This is a genomic window from Dysgonomonas mossii (genome assembly GCF_004569505.1).
Taxonomy (GTDB): Bacteria; Bacteroidota; Bacteroidia; order Bacteroidales; family Dysgonomonadaceae; genus Dysgonomonas.
The window spans coordinates 367,660-388,181 of sequence record NZ_SPPK01000001.1 but is presented as its reverse complement, the minus strand read 5'-3'; the positions used below and the strand labels follow the sequence as shown (position 1 = coordinate 388,181).

The 20,522-nt window shown below is 37.3% G+C and carries 18 protein-coding genes; 2 read left to right on the top strand and 16 right to left on the bottom strand.

Features of this window, described 5'->3' with window-relative positions; translation table 11 throughout:
• Positions 1-37: 37 nt before the first annotated feature.
• The 11 genes from metH to E4T88_RS01825 all read right to left on the bottom strand — a co-directional run bounded on the left by metH (position 38) and on the right by E4T88_RS01825 (position 13,515).
• Positions 38-3,730 (bottom strand): methionine synthase, encoded by a 3,693-nt coding sequence (gene metH, locus E4T88_RS01875; protein ID WP_135103787.1) that lies wholly within the window; start codon positions 3,728-3,730, stop codon positions 38-40.
• 4 nt (positions 3,731-3,734) lie between these two features.
• The gene (locus E4T88_RS01870; protein WP_135103786.1) at positions 3,735-5,108 is read right to left on the bottom strand and encodes a DUF3329 domain-containing protein; all 1,374 of its coding nucleotides are present in this window, start codon (positions 5,106-5,108) and stop codon (positions 3,735-3,737) included.
• Positions 5,109-5,119: 11 nt separating this feature from the next.
• Positions 5,120-5,572 carry an SsrA-binding protein gene (gene smpB / locus E4T88_RS01865; protein ID WP_006842387.1) on the bottom strand — a complete coding sequence of 151 codons (453 nt, stop codon included), beginning with the start codon at positions 5,570-5,572 and terminating at the stop codon, positions 5,120-5,122.
• A gap of 217 nt (positions 5,573-5,789) precedes the next feature.
• The gene (dnaA, locus tag E4T88_RS01860) at positions 5,790-7,193 is read right to left on the bottom strand and encodes a chromosomal replication initiator protein DnaA (protein WP_135103785.1); all 1,404 of its coding nucleotides are present in this window, start codon (positions 7,191-7,193) and stop codon (positions 5,790-5,792) included.
• Between the two features lie 322 nt (positions 7,194-7,515).
• Positions 7,516-8,403 carry an MlaD family protein gene (locus E4T88_RS01855; RefSeq protein ID WP_135103784.1) on the bottom strand — a complete coding sequence of 296 codons (888 nt, stop codon included), beginning with the start codon at positions 8,401-8,403 and terminating at the stop codon, positions 7,516-7,518.
• Between the two features lie 38 nt (positions 8,404-8,441).
• Positions 8,442-9,611, bottom strand: a complete 1,170-nt coding sequence (locus E4T88_RS01850) for an N-acetylmuramoyl-L-alanine amidase family protein (RefSeq protein WP_135103783.1) — start codon at positions 9,609-9,611, stop codon at positions 8,442-8,444.
• A gap of 24 nt (positions 9,612-9,635) precedes the next feature.
• Positions 9,636-10,643: a 2-hydroxyacid dehydrogenase gene (locus E4T88_RS01845; protein WP_135103782.1), complete on the bottom strand. Its 1,008-nt coding sequence runs from the start codon at positions 10,641-10,643 to the stop codon at positions 9,636-9,638.
• Positions 10,644-10,895: 252 nt separating this feature from the next.
• On the bottom strand, positions 10,896-12,425 hold the full coding sequence (gene rny, locus E4T88_RS01840) for a ribonuclease Y (RefSeq protein ID WP_006842382.1): 1,530 nt from the start codon (positions 12,423-12,425) through the stop codon (positions 10,896-10,898).
• A 114-nt stretch (positions 12,426-12,539) separates the two neighbouring features.
• Positions 12,540-12,845, bottom strand: a complete 306-nt coding sequence (locus E4T88_RS01835; RefSeq protein WP_006842381.1) for a cell division protein ZapA — start codon at positions 12,843-12,845, stop codon at positions 12,540-12,542.
• Positions 12,846-12,860: 15 nt separating this feature from the next.
• The gene (locus E4T88_RS01830; protein WP_135103781.1) at positions 12,861-13,157 is read right to left on the bottom strand and encodes a coiled-coil domain-containing protein; all 297 of its coding nucleotides are present in this window, start codon (positions 13,155-13,157) and stop codon (positions 12,861-12,863) included.
• Between the two features lie 160 nt (positions 13,158-13,317).
• Positions 13,318-13,515, bottom strand: coding sequence for a winged helix-turn-helix domain-containing protein (locus tag E4T88_RS01825; RefSeq protein WP_006842379.1), 198 nt, complete (start codon positions 13,513-13,515; stop codon positions 13,318-13,320).
• A gap of 170 nt (positions 13,516-13,685) precedes the next feature.
• Here E4T88_RS01825 and E4T88_RS01820 point away from each other — a divergent pair, with 170 nt between their 5' ends.
• Both E4T88_RS01820 and E4T88_RS01815 read left to right on the top strand, forming a co-directional pair.
• Positions 13,686-14,279, top strand: a complete 594-nt coding sequence (locus E4T88_RS01820) for an RNA polymerase sigma factor (protein ID WP_260393649.1) — start codon at positions 13,686-13,688, stop codon at positions 14,277-14,279.
• Complete coding sequence (locus tag E4T88_RS01815; RefSeq protein WP_135103780.1) at positions 14,276-15,094, top strand: hypothetical protein; 819 nt, start codon at positions 14,276-14,278, stop codon at positions 15,092-15,094. Before E4T88_RS01820 ends, E4T88_RS01815 begins: the two co-directional genes overlap by 4 nt.
• On the opposite strand, the gene trmD is transcribed toward E4T88_RS01815, so the two are convergent.
• The 5 genes from trmD to E4T88_RS01790 form a co-directional block, all read right to left on the bottom strand.
• Entirely contained in the window at positions 15,091-15,774 is a 684-nt protein-coding gene (gene trmD / locus E4T88_RS01810; RefSeq protein ID WP_135103779.1) for a tRNA (guanosine(37)-N1)-methyltransferase TrmD, read from the bottom strand. The two genes, E4T88_RS01815 and trmD, sit on opposite strands and share 4 nt — an antisense overlap.
• Positions 15,775-16,221: 447 nt before the next feature.
• Positions 16,222-17,133 (bottom strand): EamA family transporter, encoded by a 912-nt coding sequence (locus tag E4T88_RS01805; protein ID WP_135103778.1) that lies wholly within the window; start codon positions 17,131-17,133, stop codon positions 16,222-16,224.
• A 233-nt stretch (positions 17,134-17,366) separates the two neighbouring features.
• Entirely contained in the window at positions 17,367-18,131 is a 765-nt protein-coding gene (locus E4T88_RS01800; RefSeq protein ID WP_135103777.1) for an SDR family oxidoreductase, read from the bottom strand.
• 6 nt (positions 18,132-18,137) lie between these two features.
• The gene (locus E4T88_RS01795) at positions 18,138-19,418 is read right to left on the bottom strand and encodes a DUF4468 domain-containing protein (RefSeq protein ID WP_135103776.1); all 1,281 of its coding nucleotides are present in this window, start codon (positions 19,416-19,418) and stop codon (positions 18,138-18,140) included.
• A 151-nt stretch (positions 19,419-19,569) separates the two neighbouring features.
• Complete coding sequence (locus E4T88_RS01790; RefSeq protein WP_135103775.1) at positions 19,570-20,508, bottom strand: glucosaminidase domain-containing protein; 939 nt, start codon at positions 20,506-20,508, stop codon at positions 19,570-19,572.
• Between the last annotated feature and the right edge of the window lie 14 nt (positions 20,509-20,522).

Below are 20,522 nucleotides of genomic sequence, written 5' to 3'. Positions count from 1 at the left end.
GATTTCTTATTTACCTGTTTTGTCACTTATTTTATATTTATATCAGATTCGCACTTAAAAATTTGCGAACAACCTCTGCGTCCTCTCCTCTTCTTTCAACATAGGATTCCATCTGATCATCGAGAATATTTCCAATATTAAAATATTTAGATTTAGGATGAGATATGATTATTCCACTTACCGAAGCATTGGGTAACATAACGCCATTTTCGGTAAGTTCTACTCCTATTTCTTTCGATTGTAGCAGGTCATTATTCAACAAAAAATTAATAGATTGATCGGGAATAGACGGATAGCCTACTGCCGGACGAATACCCTGATATTTAAGAGTAAACATATCATTTACAGAAATATTTTCATCGGCAGCAAAGCCCCAATACTCTCTTCTTATTTTTGCATGCAACCACTCGGTTGTGGCTTCTGCCAATCGGTCTAAAACTGATTTTAGTAATAGAACCTTGTATTCGTCACCCTGCTGCTCGAATTCGCTCATCAATTCATTCGAGCCGACTCCGGCAGTTACTGTAAAACCTCCTACATAGTCCTTCTTCCCTGATGATTTAGGTGCAACAAAATCGCAAAGAGACAAATATTCTCCTCTGTCATTCTTTTTTTGCTGACGCAGCATCGGAAAACAGACGTCATTGATGTAGAGACTTTCATTTTCGCTATATGCCTCAAAAACACCAAAAACAGCATTTATATACTCTACTTTCTCAAATATCAATTGGTCTAACAAAGCCTTAGCATCTTTATAAAGCTGCATGCCTTCGGCTGCTTTTTCTCGTTCCTGCTCGGGAAAAGAATTCAACCATGTTGTACCACACGAAGAACAATCATCAATATGCTGCACAGATGCATAACGAGCCGATAAATTCCAAGAATGGAAGAAGAACTTCCAGTCGATATACGGAACTATCTCATCCACCGGAATACGCTTCAAAACCTGTCGCCCTTTTACTATGGGCTCCGGTGTTGTATATCCAGACCAGTCTACTGGCATTCCTTTATCTAAAACATCAGCCAAAGGTAACAGGTCAGCCTTCTTATCTCCGGCATTATCTCTTAATTGAGAATATTCCTGTTTTACTTCGTTTATATAATTTTCTTTTGTATTCGGATTTATTAATTTACTTACAGCAGCAGGAGCCTGGGATGCATCTTTTACATACACTACCGACCCATTATTGTACTTAGGATCTATCTTTATTGCAGTATGCAGCTTAGATGTTGTTGCACCGCCAATCATTAATGGAATAGAAAATCCTGCCTTTTCCATTTCATGGGCAACAATGCTCATTTCTTCCAGCGATGGCGTAATCAGTCCGCTTAGACAAAGAATATCCGGCTGCTCTTCTTTTACTTTTTGGATAATAACCTCAGGAGGAGTCATAACCCCTAAGTCTATAACTTCATAATTATTACATGCAAGAATTATAGCTACGATGTTTTTACCGATATCATGTACATCGCCTTTCACAGTCGCAATAACAAGCTTTCCGGCTTTATTACTCCCTGCCGAAGATGATTTCTGCGCTTCCAATGTTGGTTGAAGAATGGCCACAGCACGTTTCATTGTGCGAGCTGTTTTAACCACTTGCGGCAAGAACATCTTACCCGAGCCAAACAGGTCTCCGACCTTGTTCATACCGTCCATGAGAGGCTTATCAATTATATCCACAGCCTTAGGATATACTTTGAGAGCTTCTTCCAAGTCTTCTTCCAAGTGATCGCTAATACCCTTTATTAATGAGTACTGAATACGTTCTTCAAGCGGGAATGATCTCCACTCTTCCACTTTTTGTTCAGTCTGTCCGGTCTTTTCATTTTTAATGCGTTCCGCATATTCGATAAGTTCGTCAGTAGCTTCCGGTCTACGGTTAAAGATCACATCTTCTACCAGATTTTTAAGTTCGAGTGGAATATCATCATACACCACTGATTGTCCCGGATTAACAATTCCCATATCCATACCCCTCTGAATAGCATAATAGAGGAATACGGCATGCATCGTTTCACGAACATAGTCGTTGCCTCGGAAAGAGAAAGATAAATTACTTACCCCTCCACTAATTTTTGCATGCGGAAGGTTTTTCTTTATCCATGTAATAGTTTCTAGGAAATCAACAGCATAATTACGGTGTTCTTCTATGCCGGTAGCTATAGCCAAAATATTAGGGTCGAATATTATATCAAGCGGATCGAATCCGTCATTTATCAACAACTTGTATGCTCTCTCACAGATTTCGATTCTACGGGAGAATGTATCAGCTTGTCCTGTTTCATCAAAAGCCATTATAATAACTGCTGCTCCATATTGTCGGACAAGACGAGCGTGACGAAGAAATTCTTCCTCCCCTCCTTTCAGCGATATTGAATTTACAATAGCCTTCCCTTGTACACATTTCAGACCGGCTTCCAACACTTCCCACTTAGAGGAGTCGATCATCACAGGAATACGAGAAACATCAGGATCGGAGGCCATCAGGTTGAGGAAAGTAGTCATTTCTTTTACTCCATCAAGCAACCCTTCATCCATATTCACATCGAGTACCTGTGCTCCATCTTCTACTTGCTTATGAGCAATAGTTAGAGCCTCTTCATATTTCTCTTCCTTTATCAGGCGAAGAAACTTGCGAGAACCTGCAACATTGAGACGTTCTCCTATATTGATAAAATTAATTTCAGGCTTAGCCTCTAGCAACTCCAAACCTGAGAGCCACATATATTTTGGCTTCTCAGCTGGTTTGTGAGGTTTTGAATCCTTCACCAAATCAGCATATTTTGCAATATGCTCGGGTGTCGTACCACAACAACCACCAATAATATTTACTAATCCTTCTCCGATGAATTCGCTGATTTGCTCAGCCATTATATCAGGTGTCTGGTCATATTCTCCAAACTGGTTTGGCAATCCGGCATTTGGATACGCTGATATAAAACTTGGAGCCATTCGAGCCAATTCTTTTAAGAATGGCTTCATATCCGATGCTCCAAAAGAGCAATTAAGCCCGACCGAAAGATAGTCTATATGATTGACCGATGCCAAAAATCCTCCTATTGTTTGCCCTGATAATGTACGTCCTGCTTTATCTGATAAAGTCACAGATATCATTATCGGCAACTCAATATTTCTTTCTTTGCGAACCTCTTCGGCTGCGAATAAGGCAGCCTTTGCATTTAGTGTATCAAATATCGTTTCTATAAGCAATAGATCGACACCGCCATCCGCAAGCCCCTCTATCTGTTCCTTATAAGCAGAAGACAAGTCGTCAAAAGTAACAGCACGATAGATCGGATTTTCAACCTTAGGACTCATTGATGCTGTTTTATTGGTTGGCCCAATAGAACCCGCAACAAAACGAGGTTTATCGGGATTGAGGTTTGTATAATCTATAGCAGCTTTTTTTGCTATTTTCGCTGCCTCTCTGTTTATTTCTTTCGCCAGATGCGACATGTTATAGTCCTCTAAGGATATAGCTGTTGCATTGAATGTATTTGTTTCAATAATATCAGCTCCCGCATCCAGATACTTTCGATGAATTTCTTCTATTATATCGGGACGTGTGAGATTTAGCAGATCATTATTCCCTTTTTGTAATATTGCGCTATCACAAAAGCGCTCGCCCCTGAAATCCTCTTCTTTCAGTTTATACTGCTGAATAAGGCTCCCCATAGCACCATCAAGGATAAGTATCCTCTCTTTCAATATATCTTGTATATTTTGCATCAATTTATTTATTTTCTAAATCAAAAATTTTAACTGAGTTTACACCCATATAATTTCCATACGCATTCTGCATCCACACAATCGAATCTAAAGGAATATCTCCCGTTTTAGGGCGTACCAATATCGATTCAGATGCATTAAAACGTCCATATATTATAATATCTTTTATTCCTTTTTGTTTTTCAGCAAGCACAATCCGATTTCTTTCTGCCCATATTCCATGTATTCGTTTAAAGTCTTCGAGACTTAGCCAATATGAATAAATAAACACTAAAGAAGCAACTCCAATGATTGAGTATAAAGACTTCTTTATCACAGAAATGGAAAAATCAAGATTGGCATATAACAATCCTGTAGCAATAAACAGGAATATCAGTATAGCAAACCACACCCGAGTAGGAAAAGTTGGAGCACCAGTCATAGCCAACGTTCCCACACCTGCTGTAAAGGCAAATAACAAGGACAAAAACAGTATCTTCTTATTACTATCTTTCTTTTTGAATTTGAAATATAGAAATAAAAAGATTACATATATAACTGTTGGAATAAGTGCATACCAAGTAGACATTTTCAAAATGCTTGTAAACCTATAAACATAAAACATGTATATAGGTTCAGTGCCTCCCGAATTCAGGTTGCTAAGTTCTCCTGCATTTCTTATATAATTACCCGGCGCTAACAGCATAAAAGCACACCCTACAATAGCTCCTATAAGCCCTAATATCATCCATTTGTGTAGCGTTTGCTTTTCTTTTTTCGCTAACATAATTAAGCATATAACAAAGAAAATCATCGCCACAGCCATATTCTCATTTGTCCATCCGGCGATAATACCAAGCAAAAACATTGCACAGGCTTTTATCCAACTATCGTTAGACTTTCCTGCAAGATAAGCAGAGCAATAGAAAGATAGAAACAACAGGATGAGTAAGGTTCCCCACATATAATTTGCACTCCCCGTAATCCAAAAAACATTTTCGATCAATGCAGGTGTAAGAAACCATATCAACAGATTTATTCCAACAAAAAGTGACAAATTACTCTTGTTTCCCTTATTTGCTATATAATAGATTGTTACAACTAATACTATATACCCAATGCTATTGATGATATCACCCCAGAAAACACCTGCAGCAAGCATAAACTGAGCTATCGCATGAACAACTGAACGTCCTCCCCACTTGAAGTAATGAACATATTGATACGGAATAATGTCAGAGAAACCGACTCTATTGCCTTCGGCTGTCATACTGTATGTCCAATCATCGAGGGTAATAGGGAAATAATGATTCAGTCCATAAATACCGAAGAACAGTAATATGGAAGCCAGAACAATGTATTTTTGTTCGAATAAAATCCTTTTAAATCCCTGCAACATTACCTATACAATTAATGCTTCATAGCACGATCCATAGCGCGCTTATCGTCTTTCTCGCGTAGCGACTGACGTTTATCATATTGTTTTTTACCTCGTGCTACAGCTATATTTACCTTAGCTAAACCCCGTTCATTTAAGAAAATACGGGTAGGTACGATCGTATATCCTGTTTCTTTTACCAATCGCTGTATTTTTTTCAGCTCTTTCTTATTCAACAAAAGTTTGCGATCACTACGTGCAGCATGATTGTTATACGAACCATAAAAATATTCTGCAATGTACATATTACGTACCCACAGCTCATTCTTTTCGAACATACAAAATGTATCCACCAGACTGGCTTTACCAAGGCGAATAGATTTTATTTCTGTTCCTGTAAGCACAATGCCAGCAGTATATGTTTCGATAAATTCATAATCAAAACTTGCACGTTTATTTTTTATATTTATGTTTGATTGATTCATAATTATATAAGCATTCTTATCCAAACTTACAAAAATACTAAATATTAGGCTTAAGTATCTATTTCAACCTGAATATTCTTAGTTGATGCATTCAGAACAAGATAATCTTAAGCGTTGATTATGAAAAAAAGAAGATTTTTGATATTGTAAAGTTAGTCCGCAGACACATGATTTTGCTAAAAAAAGGTGGTGAAGAAAAAAGGTTGAATTCTCAAATTCAACCTTTTAATTTCTTTTCTATTTCAGCAACTTCCTCTCGGAATGTTTTATCTACTTCCATTTGCTCTCGTACAGTTCTACATGCGTGGAGTACCGTCGCATGGTTTTTCTTACCTATCAAAGAGCCAATCTGAGCAAGAGACATTTCCGTATAGCTCTTAGAGAGATACATCGCTACCTGTCTTGCTTGCACAATCTGACGTTTTCTTGATGCTGTATGAATAAGTTCGCTCTTGATATTGTAGAAATCACAAACAGCAGATTCTATTGTATTAATTGTGATTTTCTTTGCTTCTATCTTCTTTATTGCCTGACCAATAACTCGTCTGGCCAAAGGCAAGTCGATCTCTTTGTTATACACCAAAGAGTGAGCCATTATAGAGACAATAATACCTTCTAAGTCTCGAGCATTATCTGTTACATTTTCAGCTATATAATCTACTACATCCTCAGGAATAGACAATCCATCGTGTAATATCTTATTCTGAAGGATTTTCAATCTTAACATCTTGTCCGGATTATCAACTTTAGTAGTTAATCCCCATCTAAAGCGAGTCAGCAATCGTTCTTCAACACCGTGTAGCTCCGAAGGAGACTTGTCGCAAGTGAGAATAAGCTGCTTATTGTTCTGATGTAAATGATTGAATATATGAAATAATGTATTCTGCGTTTTCTCTATTCCGGCTAATTCGTGGATATCATCTATGATAAGGACATCTATGCCCTGATAGAAATTAATAAAATCATTGGTCGTATTGTATCGTCCCGCATCTGCATATTGTACTTTAAACAAATGAGCAGATACATACAATACACGTTTCTCCGGATATTGTTCCTTAATGCTATTTCCTATTGCATGACACAAATGTGTTTTACCCACACCTGATGTTCCATGAACAAACAAAGGATTGAAGGCTGTCTTCCCTGGATTTCTTGTTATAGTTTCCCCTGCGGTACGAGCCAGCTTGTTACTTTCCCCTTCAAAAAAGTTATCGAATGTATATTTATTATTCAGTTGCGAATCAAAATCATCCGCTACTACTTTTTGGAATGGATTAGGGACTTTGTTTGTATTCTTTCCTAGTACAATCTTATCTGTAGAAGATTTTGCATCGCCACGATAGTCTACTAATGTATTTGTAGTATTTTCCATAAGTATGCGATATTGCAATATCGTATCGCTGCCTATTTCTCTATATAATGTGGCTTTGAGCAAATCAATGAACTTGTCTTCTAAATATTCGTAAAAGAATTGGCTGGGAACTTGTATCGTAAACACCCTGTTTTCGTACGAGAGTGGGACAATAGGCAGAAACCATGTCTTGAAAGCGGCCTCAGTTACATTATCCTGAAAAACCTTCAAACAATTTGACCATAATTTCTGAGCTGACACTTGTTCCATTTACGTTATTTAATATGAATTTGAATATTTATTAATTGCTTCCGAATGTAAATTTCTAAAATATTTTCAATAAAAAAAAGTGGGTATAAATTTGGAATTCCTTACAAGCAAGCATCTCACTTAATATCAACTACTTATAGAGCTTTAACCCAATCAGAGGGGAAGTACCTTCAAAAGCCTATCTAAATCAAGACCTTAGTAGCCAATAATGAAATGTAACAAAATTTTAACAATTCCGAAATATCTCTCAGAAAGCATTCGTGTTACACCTTTACAAAAAATAATGTTTTTTGCTTATTTAGAATAATTCTAAACAATGACCTTAAAACACCTTGACATTAATATAACGGGAAGGGTTTTCTTTTACGTCTTTAAGAAGCAGAGATGCGTTACTCATGGTATTGACAATACTATCATAGAGTTGTCTATCATTCAGCAACAGACCAATAGATCCATCTTTCGAATTCATTTTTGCTGAAAGATTTTCTAAGCTTTTCACGGTTGCATCAACAGACTTATAAGTAGAAGCCAAATCAATTTGGTTAAATTGTTTCGACATAGTAGCAAAATCGGTTGAGGCCTGACTAAGGTTTCCGGTAATTGTAGGCACATCTTTATTTAATGCTGCCATCATTACATTCAGCTGTTTTGTTGTTTTAGCTAAATCTCCTGTTATTTGATTCACATCAGACAAAGATTGAGATAAAGCAGGATTATTGACCAGCACATTTATACCGGTCAAAATAGAATCTATCTTCGGCATGAGATTCTGTATTTGAGGGATCATCCCCCCTGCAGCATCCAGCATGCCTTTATTTCGAATGCCAATTATAGTGTCCGAAGGGGAAATAAACTCTGTCTTATTATCGCTTTCTTTAACAATTATTGTGGCAGAGCCCAACATAGATACATCTAATATCATTTTACTACCTTTAGGTAGTTGCACTCCTTTGTTCATATCCAAATAAGTAATGATACGATTTCCGTGTTCTGTATCCAACTTCATAGAAGATACCAAACCGATCGGATAACCGTTTAGAGTTACCGGTGTAGCCTGTGTTAATCCGGCAACATCGTCAAAAACTACCATATACGAATTAGATGGCCTGAACAAGTTAATTCCTTTCAAGAAACTGATTCCGTAATACAATATAAATATTGCAATTACAAAAGCCATGCCTATTTTTACTTCTTTAGATATTTTACCCATAATGTATCTCTATTGTATGTTAGTTAATCCGGTGCTTATTACTTTATACGCTTCCCATTCTTCATTCTTATAACAAATGCATCTTTAAATTTCAACCTTACCTGATTCTGTATCTTTGTTATTTCATTAAAATTGGTAGTTGAACCGTATGTATATCTATACACACTACCATCTTTATAAAAAGACACGGGAGACAATCCCTTCAGAGCCGGTGAATTTCCAGATAACTTGCGAGGCGATACAAGAAACTGCACTCTATATTCTATTTGATCTTTTTCTATTTTTTTATTTGATGACGCAGTATTGTTTCTTACTTTTTCAGAAACTGACACTTGAGATATCCTGTCTTCATTCTGATCATTCTTAACGGTTATCGTTTCTTCTTCTACATCATCAAAACTAATATCTTCTACTTCTGTAGATCCTACAACTAATTTCCCTTGTTTTTTATCAAAGTCACGTTTGTATTTTCTAAAACCGGAGTATATAGCTGTAGCCATCGACTGTTGTCCTGACTTTGTTGATAAAAACTGTGCCTCCGATTGATTATTTATAAAACCTAGCTCAATCAACACACTCGGAGCACTTGTTTTTCTTAACACCAAAAATCCGGCCTGACGAACCCCTCTATCCACTCGCTTTGCTACATTCCTAAAATCAGACTGAACAAAAGAAGCAAATTGTAGACTTTGCTCCATAAAGGTGTTCGTCATGAATTCAAAAATAATATACGATTCGGGCGAATTAGGATCAAAGCCCTCATATTTGGTTTTGTAATTATCTTCTAATAATATCACAGAGTTTTCCCGCTTGGCAACTTGTAGGTTTTCTTCACTACGAGCCAACCCCAAAATATAAGTATCAGCACCCGATACTGAAGTTGACTTTGCTGCTGTAGAGTTGGTATGAACCGAGATAAATAAATTAGCTTTAGCCTTATTTGCTATATCAGCTCTTTTATCAAGATCTACAAAAACATCTGATTTTCGAGTATATACAACTTTTACATCTTTATGATTTCGCTCTATCAATTGACCTAAAGCTAAGACAACTCCAAGATTTATATCTTTCTCTTTATATCCACCTCTGGTTGCCCCGGTATCTTTTCCTCCGTGCCCGGCATCAATTACTACAACAAATCTTGAGTCTATTGCATAAGTTACATTTGCAATAAAGAGCAAAATAAGAAGACTCAAAACTTTGTTCATAAGGAAATTAATCGATGTATAAAGTTACGCTTTATAAACTACTTGGTTTTTAAGTTCTTTGCCTGCAAAGAAATCAGAAATACTATTCATTGTAGTATTTGCGATATTCTCCATCGCCTCCTGAGTAAAGAATGCCTGATGCGAAGTTACTATCACATTGTTAAAAGACAAAAGTCGAGCCAATACATCATCTGTCATCACAGCATCAGAGTGGTCTTCGTAGAAGTATGCTCCTTCTTCTTCATATACATCTAATCCGGCATAGCCAATCTTTCGGCTTAACAATCCATCAATCAGATGTCTTGTATGAATCAACTTTCCTCTACCTGTATTAACAATCATCACGCCGTCTTTCATTTTGTTGATAGATTCATCGCAGATGAGATACTCTGTTTCCTTTGTCAACGGGCAATGCAAGGTAATTATATCAGAATTGGCATACAACTCATCCAAAGTAACATATTTAATACCTTCTGCTTCGGCAAAAGCATTATCAGGATACAGATCATAAGCCAGCACATTCATTCCTAAACCTTTGAACAAACCTATAGCTACCTTACCAATCTTGCCTGTACCGATCACACCAACAGTCTTTCCGTACATATCAAAACCTTCGAATCCGACAAGAGAAAAGTTTCCGTCGCGTGTTCGTAAAAAAGCACGATGAACTTTGCGGTTAAGACAAAGCATCAAAGCCAAAGTATGTTCAGCAATAGCATGCGGAGAATAATCGGGTACACGTACCACCTTTACTCCATGCTTTTCAGCAGCCAAAATATCTACATTATTGAAACCGGCACAACGTAATGCTATCAGATTAATTCCATATGATTTCAATTTTGCTACAACGTCTGAATCAACGACAGCATTAACAAAAATACATACAGCATCTGCACCGTTAGCCAGCACAACATTATTTATATCGAGATGTTCTTTGTGATATGTTAGTTCGAATCCATATTTCTCATTTACTCTATCAAAAGTAACTCTGTCATATGGTTTTGCATCAAAAACTGCGATTTTGTACGCCATGATTTTATTTTTTTATTTCTTATAACACTAAGTCACAAAAGTAAACAAAATAACTTTTATCCTCAAAACTATCATTGAGCTATTTGTTTTACAGTATTACATTTAAAATATTTTTCACATATACCTCACTCATTAGTCAATCCTGCTATACAATCAGAAAGTATATATAACTAGCCCTCCACCCCGTAACACTATAAAAACAACAAAGGGAGCGAAAAAGCTCCCTTCATTTATAATCTTAAGTCTAATTTATTATTTAGCATAACTTACTGCACGGGTTTCACGAATGACAGTGATTTTCACTTGTCCCGGATAAGTCATCTCATCCTGAATACGTTTAGCGATATCTGCAGACAGTTTTTCAGTTTCCACATCATCAATCTTATCTGCTCCAACTATAACTCTCAACTCACGACCAGCCTGAATAGCATAAGTTTTCAATACGCCCGGATACGAAAGAGCTAATTGCTCCAGATCATTCAAACGTTTGATATAAGCCTCAACAATTTCACGACGAGCACCAGGACGAGCACCAGATATAGCATCACAAACTTGCACGATAGGTGCCAATAAGCTTGTCATTTCCACTTCATCGTGGTGAGATCCTATCGCGTTACAAACGTCGGCTTTTTCTTTATATTTTTCAGCCAACTTCATACCAAGCAAAGCGTGTGGAAGTTCCGGTTCATCATCTGGAACTTTACCTATATCGTGTAACAATCCGGCTCTTTTTGCTTTTTTCACATTCAATCCTAGCTCGGATGCCATAATCGCACAAAGATTAGCAGTTTCACGAGCATGCTGCAACAGGTTCTGTCCATAAGATGAACGATACTTCATCTTACCAACTAAGCGTATCAACTCTGGGTGCAAACCATGTATACCTAAGTCAATAGTTGTACGTTTTCCTGTTTCTATTATTTCTTCTTCGATTTGCTTTCTCACTTTGGCTACAACCTCCTCAATACGTGCCGGGTGAATACGTCCGTCTGCAACCAACTGATGCAAAGCTAAACGTGCAACCTCACGTCTCACAGGATCAAATCCTGAAAGAACAATTGCTTCCGGAGTATCATCAACTACGATTTCAATCCCTGTAGCCGCCTCTAATGCACGAATATTACGTCCTTCACGTCCGATTATACGACCTTTTATTTCGTCAGATTCTATATGGAATACTGTTATGGCATTTTCAATTGCAGTCTCTGTTGCCACACGCTGAATAGATTGGATAACAATCTTCTTAGCTTCTTTATTAGCTGTCATTTTAGCCTCTTCCATTATCTCACTGATATAAGACTGAGCATGAGACTGAGCCTCATCTTTCAAAGCTTCTACCAGTTTTTCCTTCACTTCTTCTGCCGACAATCCCGACAACGCCTCAAGCCTTTCCACCTCTTGTTTGTGAAGCTTATCCAGATCTTGCTTTTTCTTATCTATCACCTCTAATTGAGCCTCTAGATTAGTTTTGATTGTATCTACCTCGCTACGCTTGCGTTGAAGCTCTTCCTGCTTCTGGGTCAAACTTAATTCTCGTTGCTTAATCTTAGCCTCAGCAGCTTGCAGTTTCGAGTTCCTACTATTCACTTGCTTTTCAAATTCAGACTTCATCTGTAAAGCCTGCTCTTTTACTTCAAGTAGTTTATTTTTCTTGATCACCTCTGCTTCTTGTTCCGCCTCTTTTACTTGACGTTTGAATTTTGAATTCGCCATAAAATTCAAAACCACCCAAGTCAGTATTGCTCCAACAAGAAAGGTAATTCCATACAATAATATATCCATATTCTATTTTTCTTTGATAAAAACTTATATTCAATAAACAAAAAAACACCAACCCAAATATGAAACTTATCTCATATCTGAAATTAGTGCTTTATATATCATCAATTTAAAACTTTACTTTACCTGCGCTTTCAAATATTCATCCAGTTCATTTGTCAAACTTTGGATTCTATGCTCGAAAGTTTCGGCTCGCAGTTGATGTTCAACTTTCTCTGCCACTGCCTGAATTGATGTCATTGCCATATAGTCGACATCCCTCAACGGCTGAGTAGAAACTCCTGTAAAATAATTTTTATATTGTACTAACTTATAATCTATTTCGTCTGCAGCTCTACGATAAACTTCCTCATCTCTACGTTTTATACGAAGAGGGTATCTCATATCAGCCACTCGTAGATTAATAATTAAATGCTCATCCATAACATCATTTTTCTTTTACGCTTTCAGCATGGTGATACATTTATCTACATCTCGCACTAATTTCGACAACCGTTTTTTAGCATTCATCCTCTCCTCTGGGTCTGCTGATGAAAAAGATTTTGCAAACTTCAAATTGTCATATTTAGCATTTAACGCATCCAACTTTAATGATAATGCTTCTATCGCTGTTTCTTTTTGCTTCAATTCCTGCTTCATCTGTGCATTTTCCTCTTTAAGCATATCACAGAGATACATTAACTGCCTCATTCTTATCTCAAACTCGGCAAGAAGTTTTTCATCATTTTCAGTCATATAATAGCCAAAATGCTACACAAAAATAGATAATACCAACGAATTAACAAAATTATTACGCTCCTTAATTATTGAAAAATACATTATACCGAAAAAAAACAAAGAGGGGCACTTACTATATGTAATAAGCACCCCTCTTTTGTAAGCTTGTTTAGGTCTTTCAAAGCAAAACGACTTGTAAGTCGTCCTTTAATTCGTTAAACGCAATTTTCCCTTCTCTGGCTAGCCAGCCAAGAGCTGCATACATGTCTTTTTCTGTAAGTTTGCAGGCTTTCTTGATTTCCTTTAAAGATTTACTACCTTCCGCATCAAGATAAGTCCAAATGATTCCTGCATTTGTTCCAATTTTTTCTTTCATAATGGGTGTAAGTTAAAAAATTAAACTCATCATTAATTATCACTTACAAAAATACATAAAATTAACTACCCCAACAATTTAATATTACATTTATTAGCAAATAGATAATATTATGACAAAGTAGTTAAAGGGATCATTTATTTGGATTTTAACCAAATTCTTGTAGTTTTGTGATAAAAATAATTGCCTTGCGTTTTTTTAGTCTGCATAAGAGAAAGGAGTATAGTGACGAAGAACTTTTGTCACTGTTTAAAGATACGAGTAAAGCTGAATATTTCCAACAGCTTTACGAACGCTACATACCTCTCATCTATGGGTTGTGCCTGAAGTATCTGCAAAACACCGAACAATCGCAAGACGCTGTAATAGATATATTTGAGAACCTCTCTCAGAAAATACAGGGCTATGAAATAAAGATTTTTAAGAACTGGCTGTATAGTGTTGTTAAAAATCACTGTTTTCACATTTTAAAAGAAAATAAAAGAGAAATTATAGTAAATTTCGACTCTCAACTTATGGAATCTGAACCTATTTTGGATCTATTAAGCGAGAATGCGAATGAAGAAAAAGAAGATGCGTTGAACAAATGCTTGGAGCAGCTGCCCGAGCCTCAGCGCATATCAGTGGAGAAGTTCTTCTACGAAGACAAATCCTATGCTGAGATCGTGGATGAAACAGGATTTCATCTGAAGAGTGTAAAAAGTTATATCCAAAACGGAAAAAGGAATTTAAAAATCTGCATTGAGAAAAACCTGAAAGAATGAATTTTTTAGATTACATAAAAGGACAAAGGAAAGGCGTTGATGCTCATCGGATCGAAAAAGATTCGATGAAAGATCCGTTTATGTATGAGGCTATAGAAGGTTTCGACAGTATCGACGATGATCACTTGGCAAGTATCAACAATATACACGAACGCCTGAATGCCAAAACAAAAACAATCAAGAAACATCATCCTATATGGCAAAGTGTAGCAGCGGCGGCTGTTGTGATTTTTGCTATAGCCGGATATATGATTATCGGATACCATGAGTCTAACGACCTACAGGCACAAGATAAAGGCATGAGCTCTATTATCAACATATACGTACCTGAAGAATACTATGTAGAGAATATAGTTGTAATAGCAAAACACAATACCGAAGCAACCAAAACATATAAACCCAACATAAGCAAGTTCAGACTAGACAAAGAGGAATCTATCAATACCGCAGCTCTGACTGTATTATCCCAACAAGAGGATGATGGCATGGTAGAGGTTTATGCGCCCGAGAACTTCAAAGACGAAGCAAATACTTCTCTTACTATAAAGAAAGGGAAACCTGAACCAATAGGTGGATATAACAGATACAATACCTACTTAAAAACGGCAATGCGCCGACCTACCGATGATTCGTGCAAAGACAGAAAAGGAAAAGTAGCCATTGAATTCTCAGTTGACGAACAAGGACGCCCATATCTATTTGAAGTAAAACAAAGTCTTTGCGGAACTTGTGACAATGAAGCCATTCGCCTGATACAAAACGGAGCCAAATGGACTACTGGTACTGAGCGCGTTATGGTGAGGGTAATATTCTAATCTTTCTTTTCGAGCAAATCAGGACGCAAACGTTCGGTGCGCTCCATAGCTTGCTGCAAGCGCCATTCATCCACCTTAGCCTGATGACCCGACAACAAAATATCAGGTACACGCCAACCCTTATATTCTGCCGGACGTGTATAAACAGGCGGGGCAAGTAAATTATCCTGAAAAGAATCTGACAAAGCCGATTGCTCATCCCCTATTGCGCCGGGTAAAAGCCGTACAATAGCATCAGTCATAACAGCAGCAGCCAATTCTCCTCCTGTAAGGACATAATCACCTATAGATATTTCACGGGTTATCAGATGTTCGCGCACGCGATAGTCGATACCTTTGTAATGCCCACACAGGATAATAATATTGTTATACGACGACATTTGGTTTGCTATTTTCTGATCAAAGACTTCTCCATCGGGTGATGTATAGATCACTTCATCGTACACTCGTTGTTCCTTTAATGCTGAAATAGCATTATCGATCGGTTCTATCTGCATCACCATGCCGGCTTCGCCCCCGAAAGGATAATCATCCACACGTCGGTGTTTATTTGTTGTATAATCACGAAGATTGTGAACAACTATTTCTACTAAGCTTTTGTCTTGAGCTCTCTTAAGAATAGAACAATCCAAAAGACCTGTAAACATTTCAGGCAAAACACTTATTATATCTATGCGCATACTTATAGTAAAATGAATTGCAAAGGTAGAGTTTTCTTTCAATTAATAAATAAGAGCCCGGGATATAAGTAAAAAAGTGACAAATGCACAAAACAGCACAATACAAATAATCAATACATTACGAATAAAAGGTGACAAAAGTGACACTTTTTAAGTTGTTTTTATTTGTCACTTTTTCTTCTTTCGAAGAAGTCAATAATAATTAATACTATACGTTGTTCTTACATGCTTTAGGAACGACGCAAGAAACTCCGTATTACTATTTTTACTCTGTGATTAAAAAGAATAGATGAGAACGAATGCGAGAATAATTCCTTTTCATGACCTAATAAATCAAAGAGCGTTTATAATAGATAATCTTTTTCATATAAATTATAAACTCTCATTATTAATTTTCTTCCTATAGTGTAGCTCAATAAAGCCACTTCTATCAAGTCACTATTACACTCAATTGCTTATTCCTTTTGTTCTAATATTTGTAGCTACTATAGCCGACAAAATTAGGGCTACTCCGAGCCAGCGAAGTGCATCTACCGATTCTTGCAATATAAATGCCGAAGATGATATCGCGACAGGCAACTCGACAGCATTAAGGATTGCACCTATCGAGACACCCACACGGGGCATACCCATAGAAAAGAAAAGAGGAGGAACTACCGTACCCAACAGAGCCAATGCCAGCCCCCAAAAAACAAGCCCACCGAAATACACACCATTAAAGAAGAACAATGGAGGAAAAATTATCCATGTAATAACGCATGATCCGGTAATCATCAAAGCGCTCTTTTTCAGTACGGGCAGATCGTTACCTACACGTCCGCTTGTCATCAAGAAAATAGCATAACTAGTAGCCGCCAGCAAGCCGAAAACGACTCCTTTGAAATTGAGCACAATCTCCTGACTGAATATTCCACCGGCAAGCAGAGTCCCTATCAAAACAATGCCAAGTAGCAGCAATTGCTTACGTCCGGGTTTCTTCCTGAAAACCACAGCCTCTATAAGCATACTTATCCACAGATACTGCATCAGCAATATAATAGCGACCGATGCAGGCAATAGTTTCACACATTGGTAATAGAATATACCAACCAGCCCCGTAAAGGTTCCGGCAATGACTATTTTCCACCATTTAGTATTAGGTTGAGTATTATCAATCGTTTCTTTTTTATCACCTTTCTTTACCGATTTGGTAATAAAATACAATAGCCATAAAATGACCATTCCTGAGAAAGATTGCGTTCCAGTGATTTCGCCGAGTGTGTAACCTTCGGCATATGCAAATTTTACGATAGTGGAAAGTAGTCCGAAGCTTGCTGCTCCAATAAACACTAACAATCCACCTTTTATTCTTTGATCCATTATTTATGTTAAGTTCTAAATCATTATACCTCACAGGTAAGCACAAAAAAAGGAATACCCTTTTTCGGATACCCCCTCCATTTGCATTTTCGTTCGCATACAACAAACTCAAGAATTATTATATACGCTTTGGTACTGCAAAATTACAATATTTATTTCTTCATGCAATACACATCGGAAAGTTTATATATTTCTTTACAACAAGAAACTGCTCCTTTTATGCTCTGCTCTTGCTACTTCTCCTTTTTATGGAACATATTCCCTGTAGCCTGTGCCGTAGGCATCACCAGCATATCCTGAATATCCACATGCGGAGGTTGCGATATGGCAAAATAAACAGATTCAGCAATATCGTCAGCAACCAAATTCTCATAACCGGTATATACCTGATCGGCACGCCCTTTGTCTCCTTTGAAGCGAACTAACGAGAATTCCGTTTCCACAGCTCCTGGACAAATCTGAGTCACCCGAATATTATAAGGCAGCAGATCCATACGCATACCTTGATGCAATGCATTCACGGCATACTTAGTCGCACAATATACAGCACCATTCGGATAAACAGCCTTTCCGGCAATAGACCCTATATTGATTATATGCCCCGAGCAACGCTCTACCATAACGGGAGTAACCACCCGAGTAACATACAACAAACCTTTGACATTTGTATCTATCATTCTTTCCCAGTCATCAACTTCGCCTTTGTAAATTGGGTCTAGCCCTACAGCAAGCCCCGCATTATTGACAAGGACATCAATATTTTTCCACTTTTCGGCAAGGTTGCCCAAAGCAGCCTCTACCTCATCGTATTTTCTTACATCAAAGCATAGAGGGAGGACCGTAGAACCATAGTTTATGCTTATTTCTCTATCCAGTTCTTCTAATTTATCCTTTCTTCGTCCGGTAATAATAAGGTTATACCCTTCCTTGCCCAGCCGCAAAGCAATTGCCTTGCCCAAACCGGACGTAGCACCGGTTATTAATGCTATTTTTTTCATCTGAGTTTATTTAATCCAAACATTCAATATTTCACCGATATACATTTTATGATATCCGCTTTTACTCCAATCTTTGTTAGGTAAAGATTTATCAACTACAGCTTCCGGTGTAATTGGCTGCACTACTATTTTCTTACATTCAAAGATCATCCAGGCTTCAGCAAATGCTGTAGCACCTGATGGAGTTTTGATCGGTGTCAATCCCGATCCTTTTATTTTATCTGTAGTACGCCCACTTACCGAACCGCAATATCGCAAAGCATCTTTATACGCTTCAGTGTAAAACGATATTGTATAGGTCTCACCTTTATCCATTGTTTGTACCGAGTAGCGTGAAGGATTGAGGAAACAGAATGATACAGGCTTTTCCCAGAATGTACCAAGTCCACCCCACGAGGCAGTCATCACATTCATTTGATCGGCAGTACCCGAAGTGATCAATATCCAATCTCCTAACAGCTTGATAATATTGCCCGGTATTTTATCGGGCGTTATCTGCCTGAATCCTTCCATCGCAGCAACCCCTCCAGCGGCAATCGTTTGCGGGGCATTATTAGATGTTATCGGAATCGATGCCGCAACCTGAACAGGATCAGGTATAGATTGAGCGGCAGCGGCTAAAGGCACTTCTACCGAACTGTCTTTCTGTGGTACTGCAGGAGCTGAATATGTTTTCGCCTCTGCTTGCAATGAGGTTGTTGCACCTGTTGTATTAATACCGTTCAGATAAATGTCTATAGATTTGTATATGCCGTTTACAGAATCTACAGTATGTATTCTGAATTTATCATAATAGCGATTTAGTTTATCTCCTTTTTTGTTGAGAGCTATTTTGTCGGATATCATCTCCTCTGCCGGAAGCAGTTTCTTACTATCAGAATAGCTATATTTTATATTCCTCAACGTTACTTCGCATGCCCCATCTTTCGTTTCCAAGATCAACTGATAAATCATCTTAGCCCGATCAAGCACAAGAGAACTTCGCTTAAACTCAAGATATTTCTCTCCAAAACATGCGATCATTTTATCGTCAGCCTTACTTAGCAGAACCCGATTATTCAAATCTTTCTCATCAGTCTGTGCATTATCATAGTTGTTTATTGCCCATTTTTCCATCAATGAAAAAAGCTGTTCGTCGGAGATTTGCCCCTTTACAGGTATCTTCTTCGAAAAAACAATCTTACCGTCCACTTCGGGGACAGCTCCTACTAGATATTTCGGGTTGTCTTGTGCACTCACTACCAACGAGAAAACTGCACATAAAAAAAACAGAAGACTATTTTTCATTTTATCAGAGTTATTATGTTATATACCATAAAAGTAGTATAATTTCAGAAACAAGACAATAGAATATTAAAACAAAAAAAATGGTATCGACCGATTACTGTCAATACCATTTTAGTCTATATTTATTATTTTCTTTAGTGTATTATAAAATTTATCTTAGTTTTAAGACATCTCCTTCGGTAGGGACATATTCAAAATCTTTTTTGTTCATTTTGTACAAGTTTTTCACCTTGATACCATACAGCTGAGAAATACTATACATAGACTCTCCCACCTGAACTTCGTGCTCATAATACGGTTTATCGGCTTTCGATTTTTTCTTCTCAAAATAGACCAAATCACCTGCCTTCAAAGGGAAGCCTTCGGGTACTTCATTGTATTTATACAAGTCTTTTGGCTTAAAATCAAATTCGCCCGCAATACCCTCGTACGTATCACCCGCTTCTGCTATCACATAAACCAGATTGTGTGTTTTATATGGAATATGACGATACTCTTTATTTCTTACCTGAGTTTCTTCTATTTCTCTTATTTTCTCCTTAGAGAATCCTCTTTTATCGTGTTGGTAAAGCTCATAATCTTCAATTAGCTTTATCAGTTTGTTCGCATAAGCTTTATCGGTTGCATATCCTGCTTGCTGCAATCCTTTTGCCCATCCTCTATAATCAGTAATTTCTAAAGCAAACAGACTTTTATATCGAGGTTTATCGGCTAGAAATCTCGAATGATCTTCAAATGAATCTTCAGCTCTTTTATATTTTCTGAAACAATCATTCGGGGTATCATCTGCTTGATAGACTTTTCCTCCTGTCCAATCGTTGTGACACTTAATACCAAAGTGATTATTCGAATTTTTAGTCAAAGCACTTTTACCCGCACCTGATTCTAACAACCCCTGAGCGAGCGTTATACTTGCCGGAATTTTATATTTTCTCATGTGATCTACAGCTATGCCTTTGTAAGTCTCGATATAGTCATCGTATATCTTGTATCGTTTTGCCTGAGAATAGGCAGATGTAGTAGACAGAAAAACAAGTACAGAAAGGATAATAAATTTGAGAGATATATCCGAGCTATTTGCTTTTTTCATATATTTAGAAGTAT

Excerpts from the sequence above, each read along its gene's own strand:
- metH (WP_135103787.1), bottom strand. The coding sequence starts at position 3,730 with ATGCAAAATATACAAGATATATTGAAAGAGAGGATACTTATCCTTGAT.
- E4T88_RS01870 (WP_135103786.1), bottom strand. The coding sequence starts at position 5,108 with ATGTTGCAGGGATTTAAAAGGATTTTATTCGAACAAAAATACATTGTT.
- smpB (WP_006842387.1), bottom strand. The coding sequence starts at position 5,572 with ATGAATCAATCAAACATAAATATAAAAAATAAACGTGCAAGTTTTGAT.
- dnaA (WP_135103785.1), bottom strand. The coding sequence starts at position 7,193 with ATGGAACAAGTGTCAGCTCAGAAATTATGGTCAAATTGTTTGAAGGTT.
- E4T88_RS01855 (WP_135103784.1), bottom strand. The coding sequence starts at position 8,403 with ATGGGTAAAATATCTAAAGAAGTAAAAATAGGCATGGCTTTTGTAATT.
- E4T88_RS01850 (WP_135103783.1), bottom strand. The coding sequence starts at position 9,611 with ATGAACAAAGTTTTGAGTCTTCTTATTTTGCTCTTTATTGCAAATGTA.
- E4T88_RS01845 (WP_135103782.1), bottom strand. The coding sequence starts at position 10,643 with ATGGCGTACAAAATCGCAGTTTTTGATGCAAAACCATATGACAGAGTT.
- rny (WP_006842382.1), bottom strand. The coding sequence starts at position 12,425 with ATGGATATATTATTGTATGGAATTACCTTTCTTGTTGGAGCAATACTG.
- E4T88_RS01835 (WP_006842381.1), bottom strand. The coding sequence starts at position 12,845 with ATGGATGAGCATTTAATTATTAATCTACGAGTGGCTGATATGAGATAC.
- E4T88_RS01830 (WP_135103781.1), bottom strand. The coding sequence starts at position 13,157 with ATGACTGAAAATGATGAAAAACTTCTTGCCGAGTTTGAGATAAGAATG.
- E4T88_RS01825 (WP_006842379.1), bottom strand. The coding sequence starts at position 13,515 with ATGAAAGAAAAAATTGGAACAAATGCAGGAATCATTTGGACTTATCTT.
- E4T88_RS01815 (WP_135103780.1), top strand. The coding sequence starts at position 14,276 with ATGAATTTTTTAGATTACATAAAAGGACAAAGGAAAGGCGTTGATGCT.
- trmD (WP_135103779.1), bottom strand. The coding sequence starts at position 15,774 with ATGCGCATAGATATAATAAGTGTTTTGCCTGAAATGTTTACAGGTCTT.
- E4T88_RS01805 (WP_135103778.1), bottom strand. The coding sequence starts at position 17,133 with ATGGATCAAAGAATAAAAGGTGGATTGTTAGTGTTTATTGGAGCAGCA.
- E4T88_RS01800 (WP_135103777.1), bottom strand. The coding sequence starts at position 18,131 with ATGAAAAAAATAGCATTAATAACCGGTGCTACGTCCGGTTTGGGCAAG.
- E4T88_RS01795 (WP_135103776.1), bottom strand. The coding sequence starts at position 19,418 with ATGAAAAATAGTCTTCTGTTTTTTTTATGTGCAGTTTTCTCGTTGGTA.
- E4T88_RS01790 (WP_135103775.1), bottom strand. The coding sequence starts at position 20,508 with ATGAAAAAAGCAAATAGCTCGGATATATCTCTCAAATTTATTATCCTT.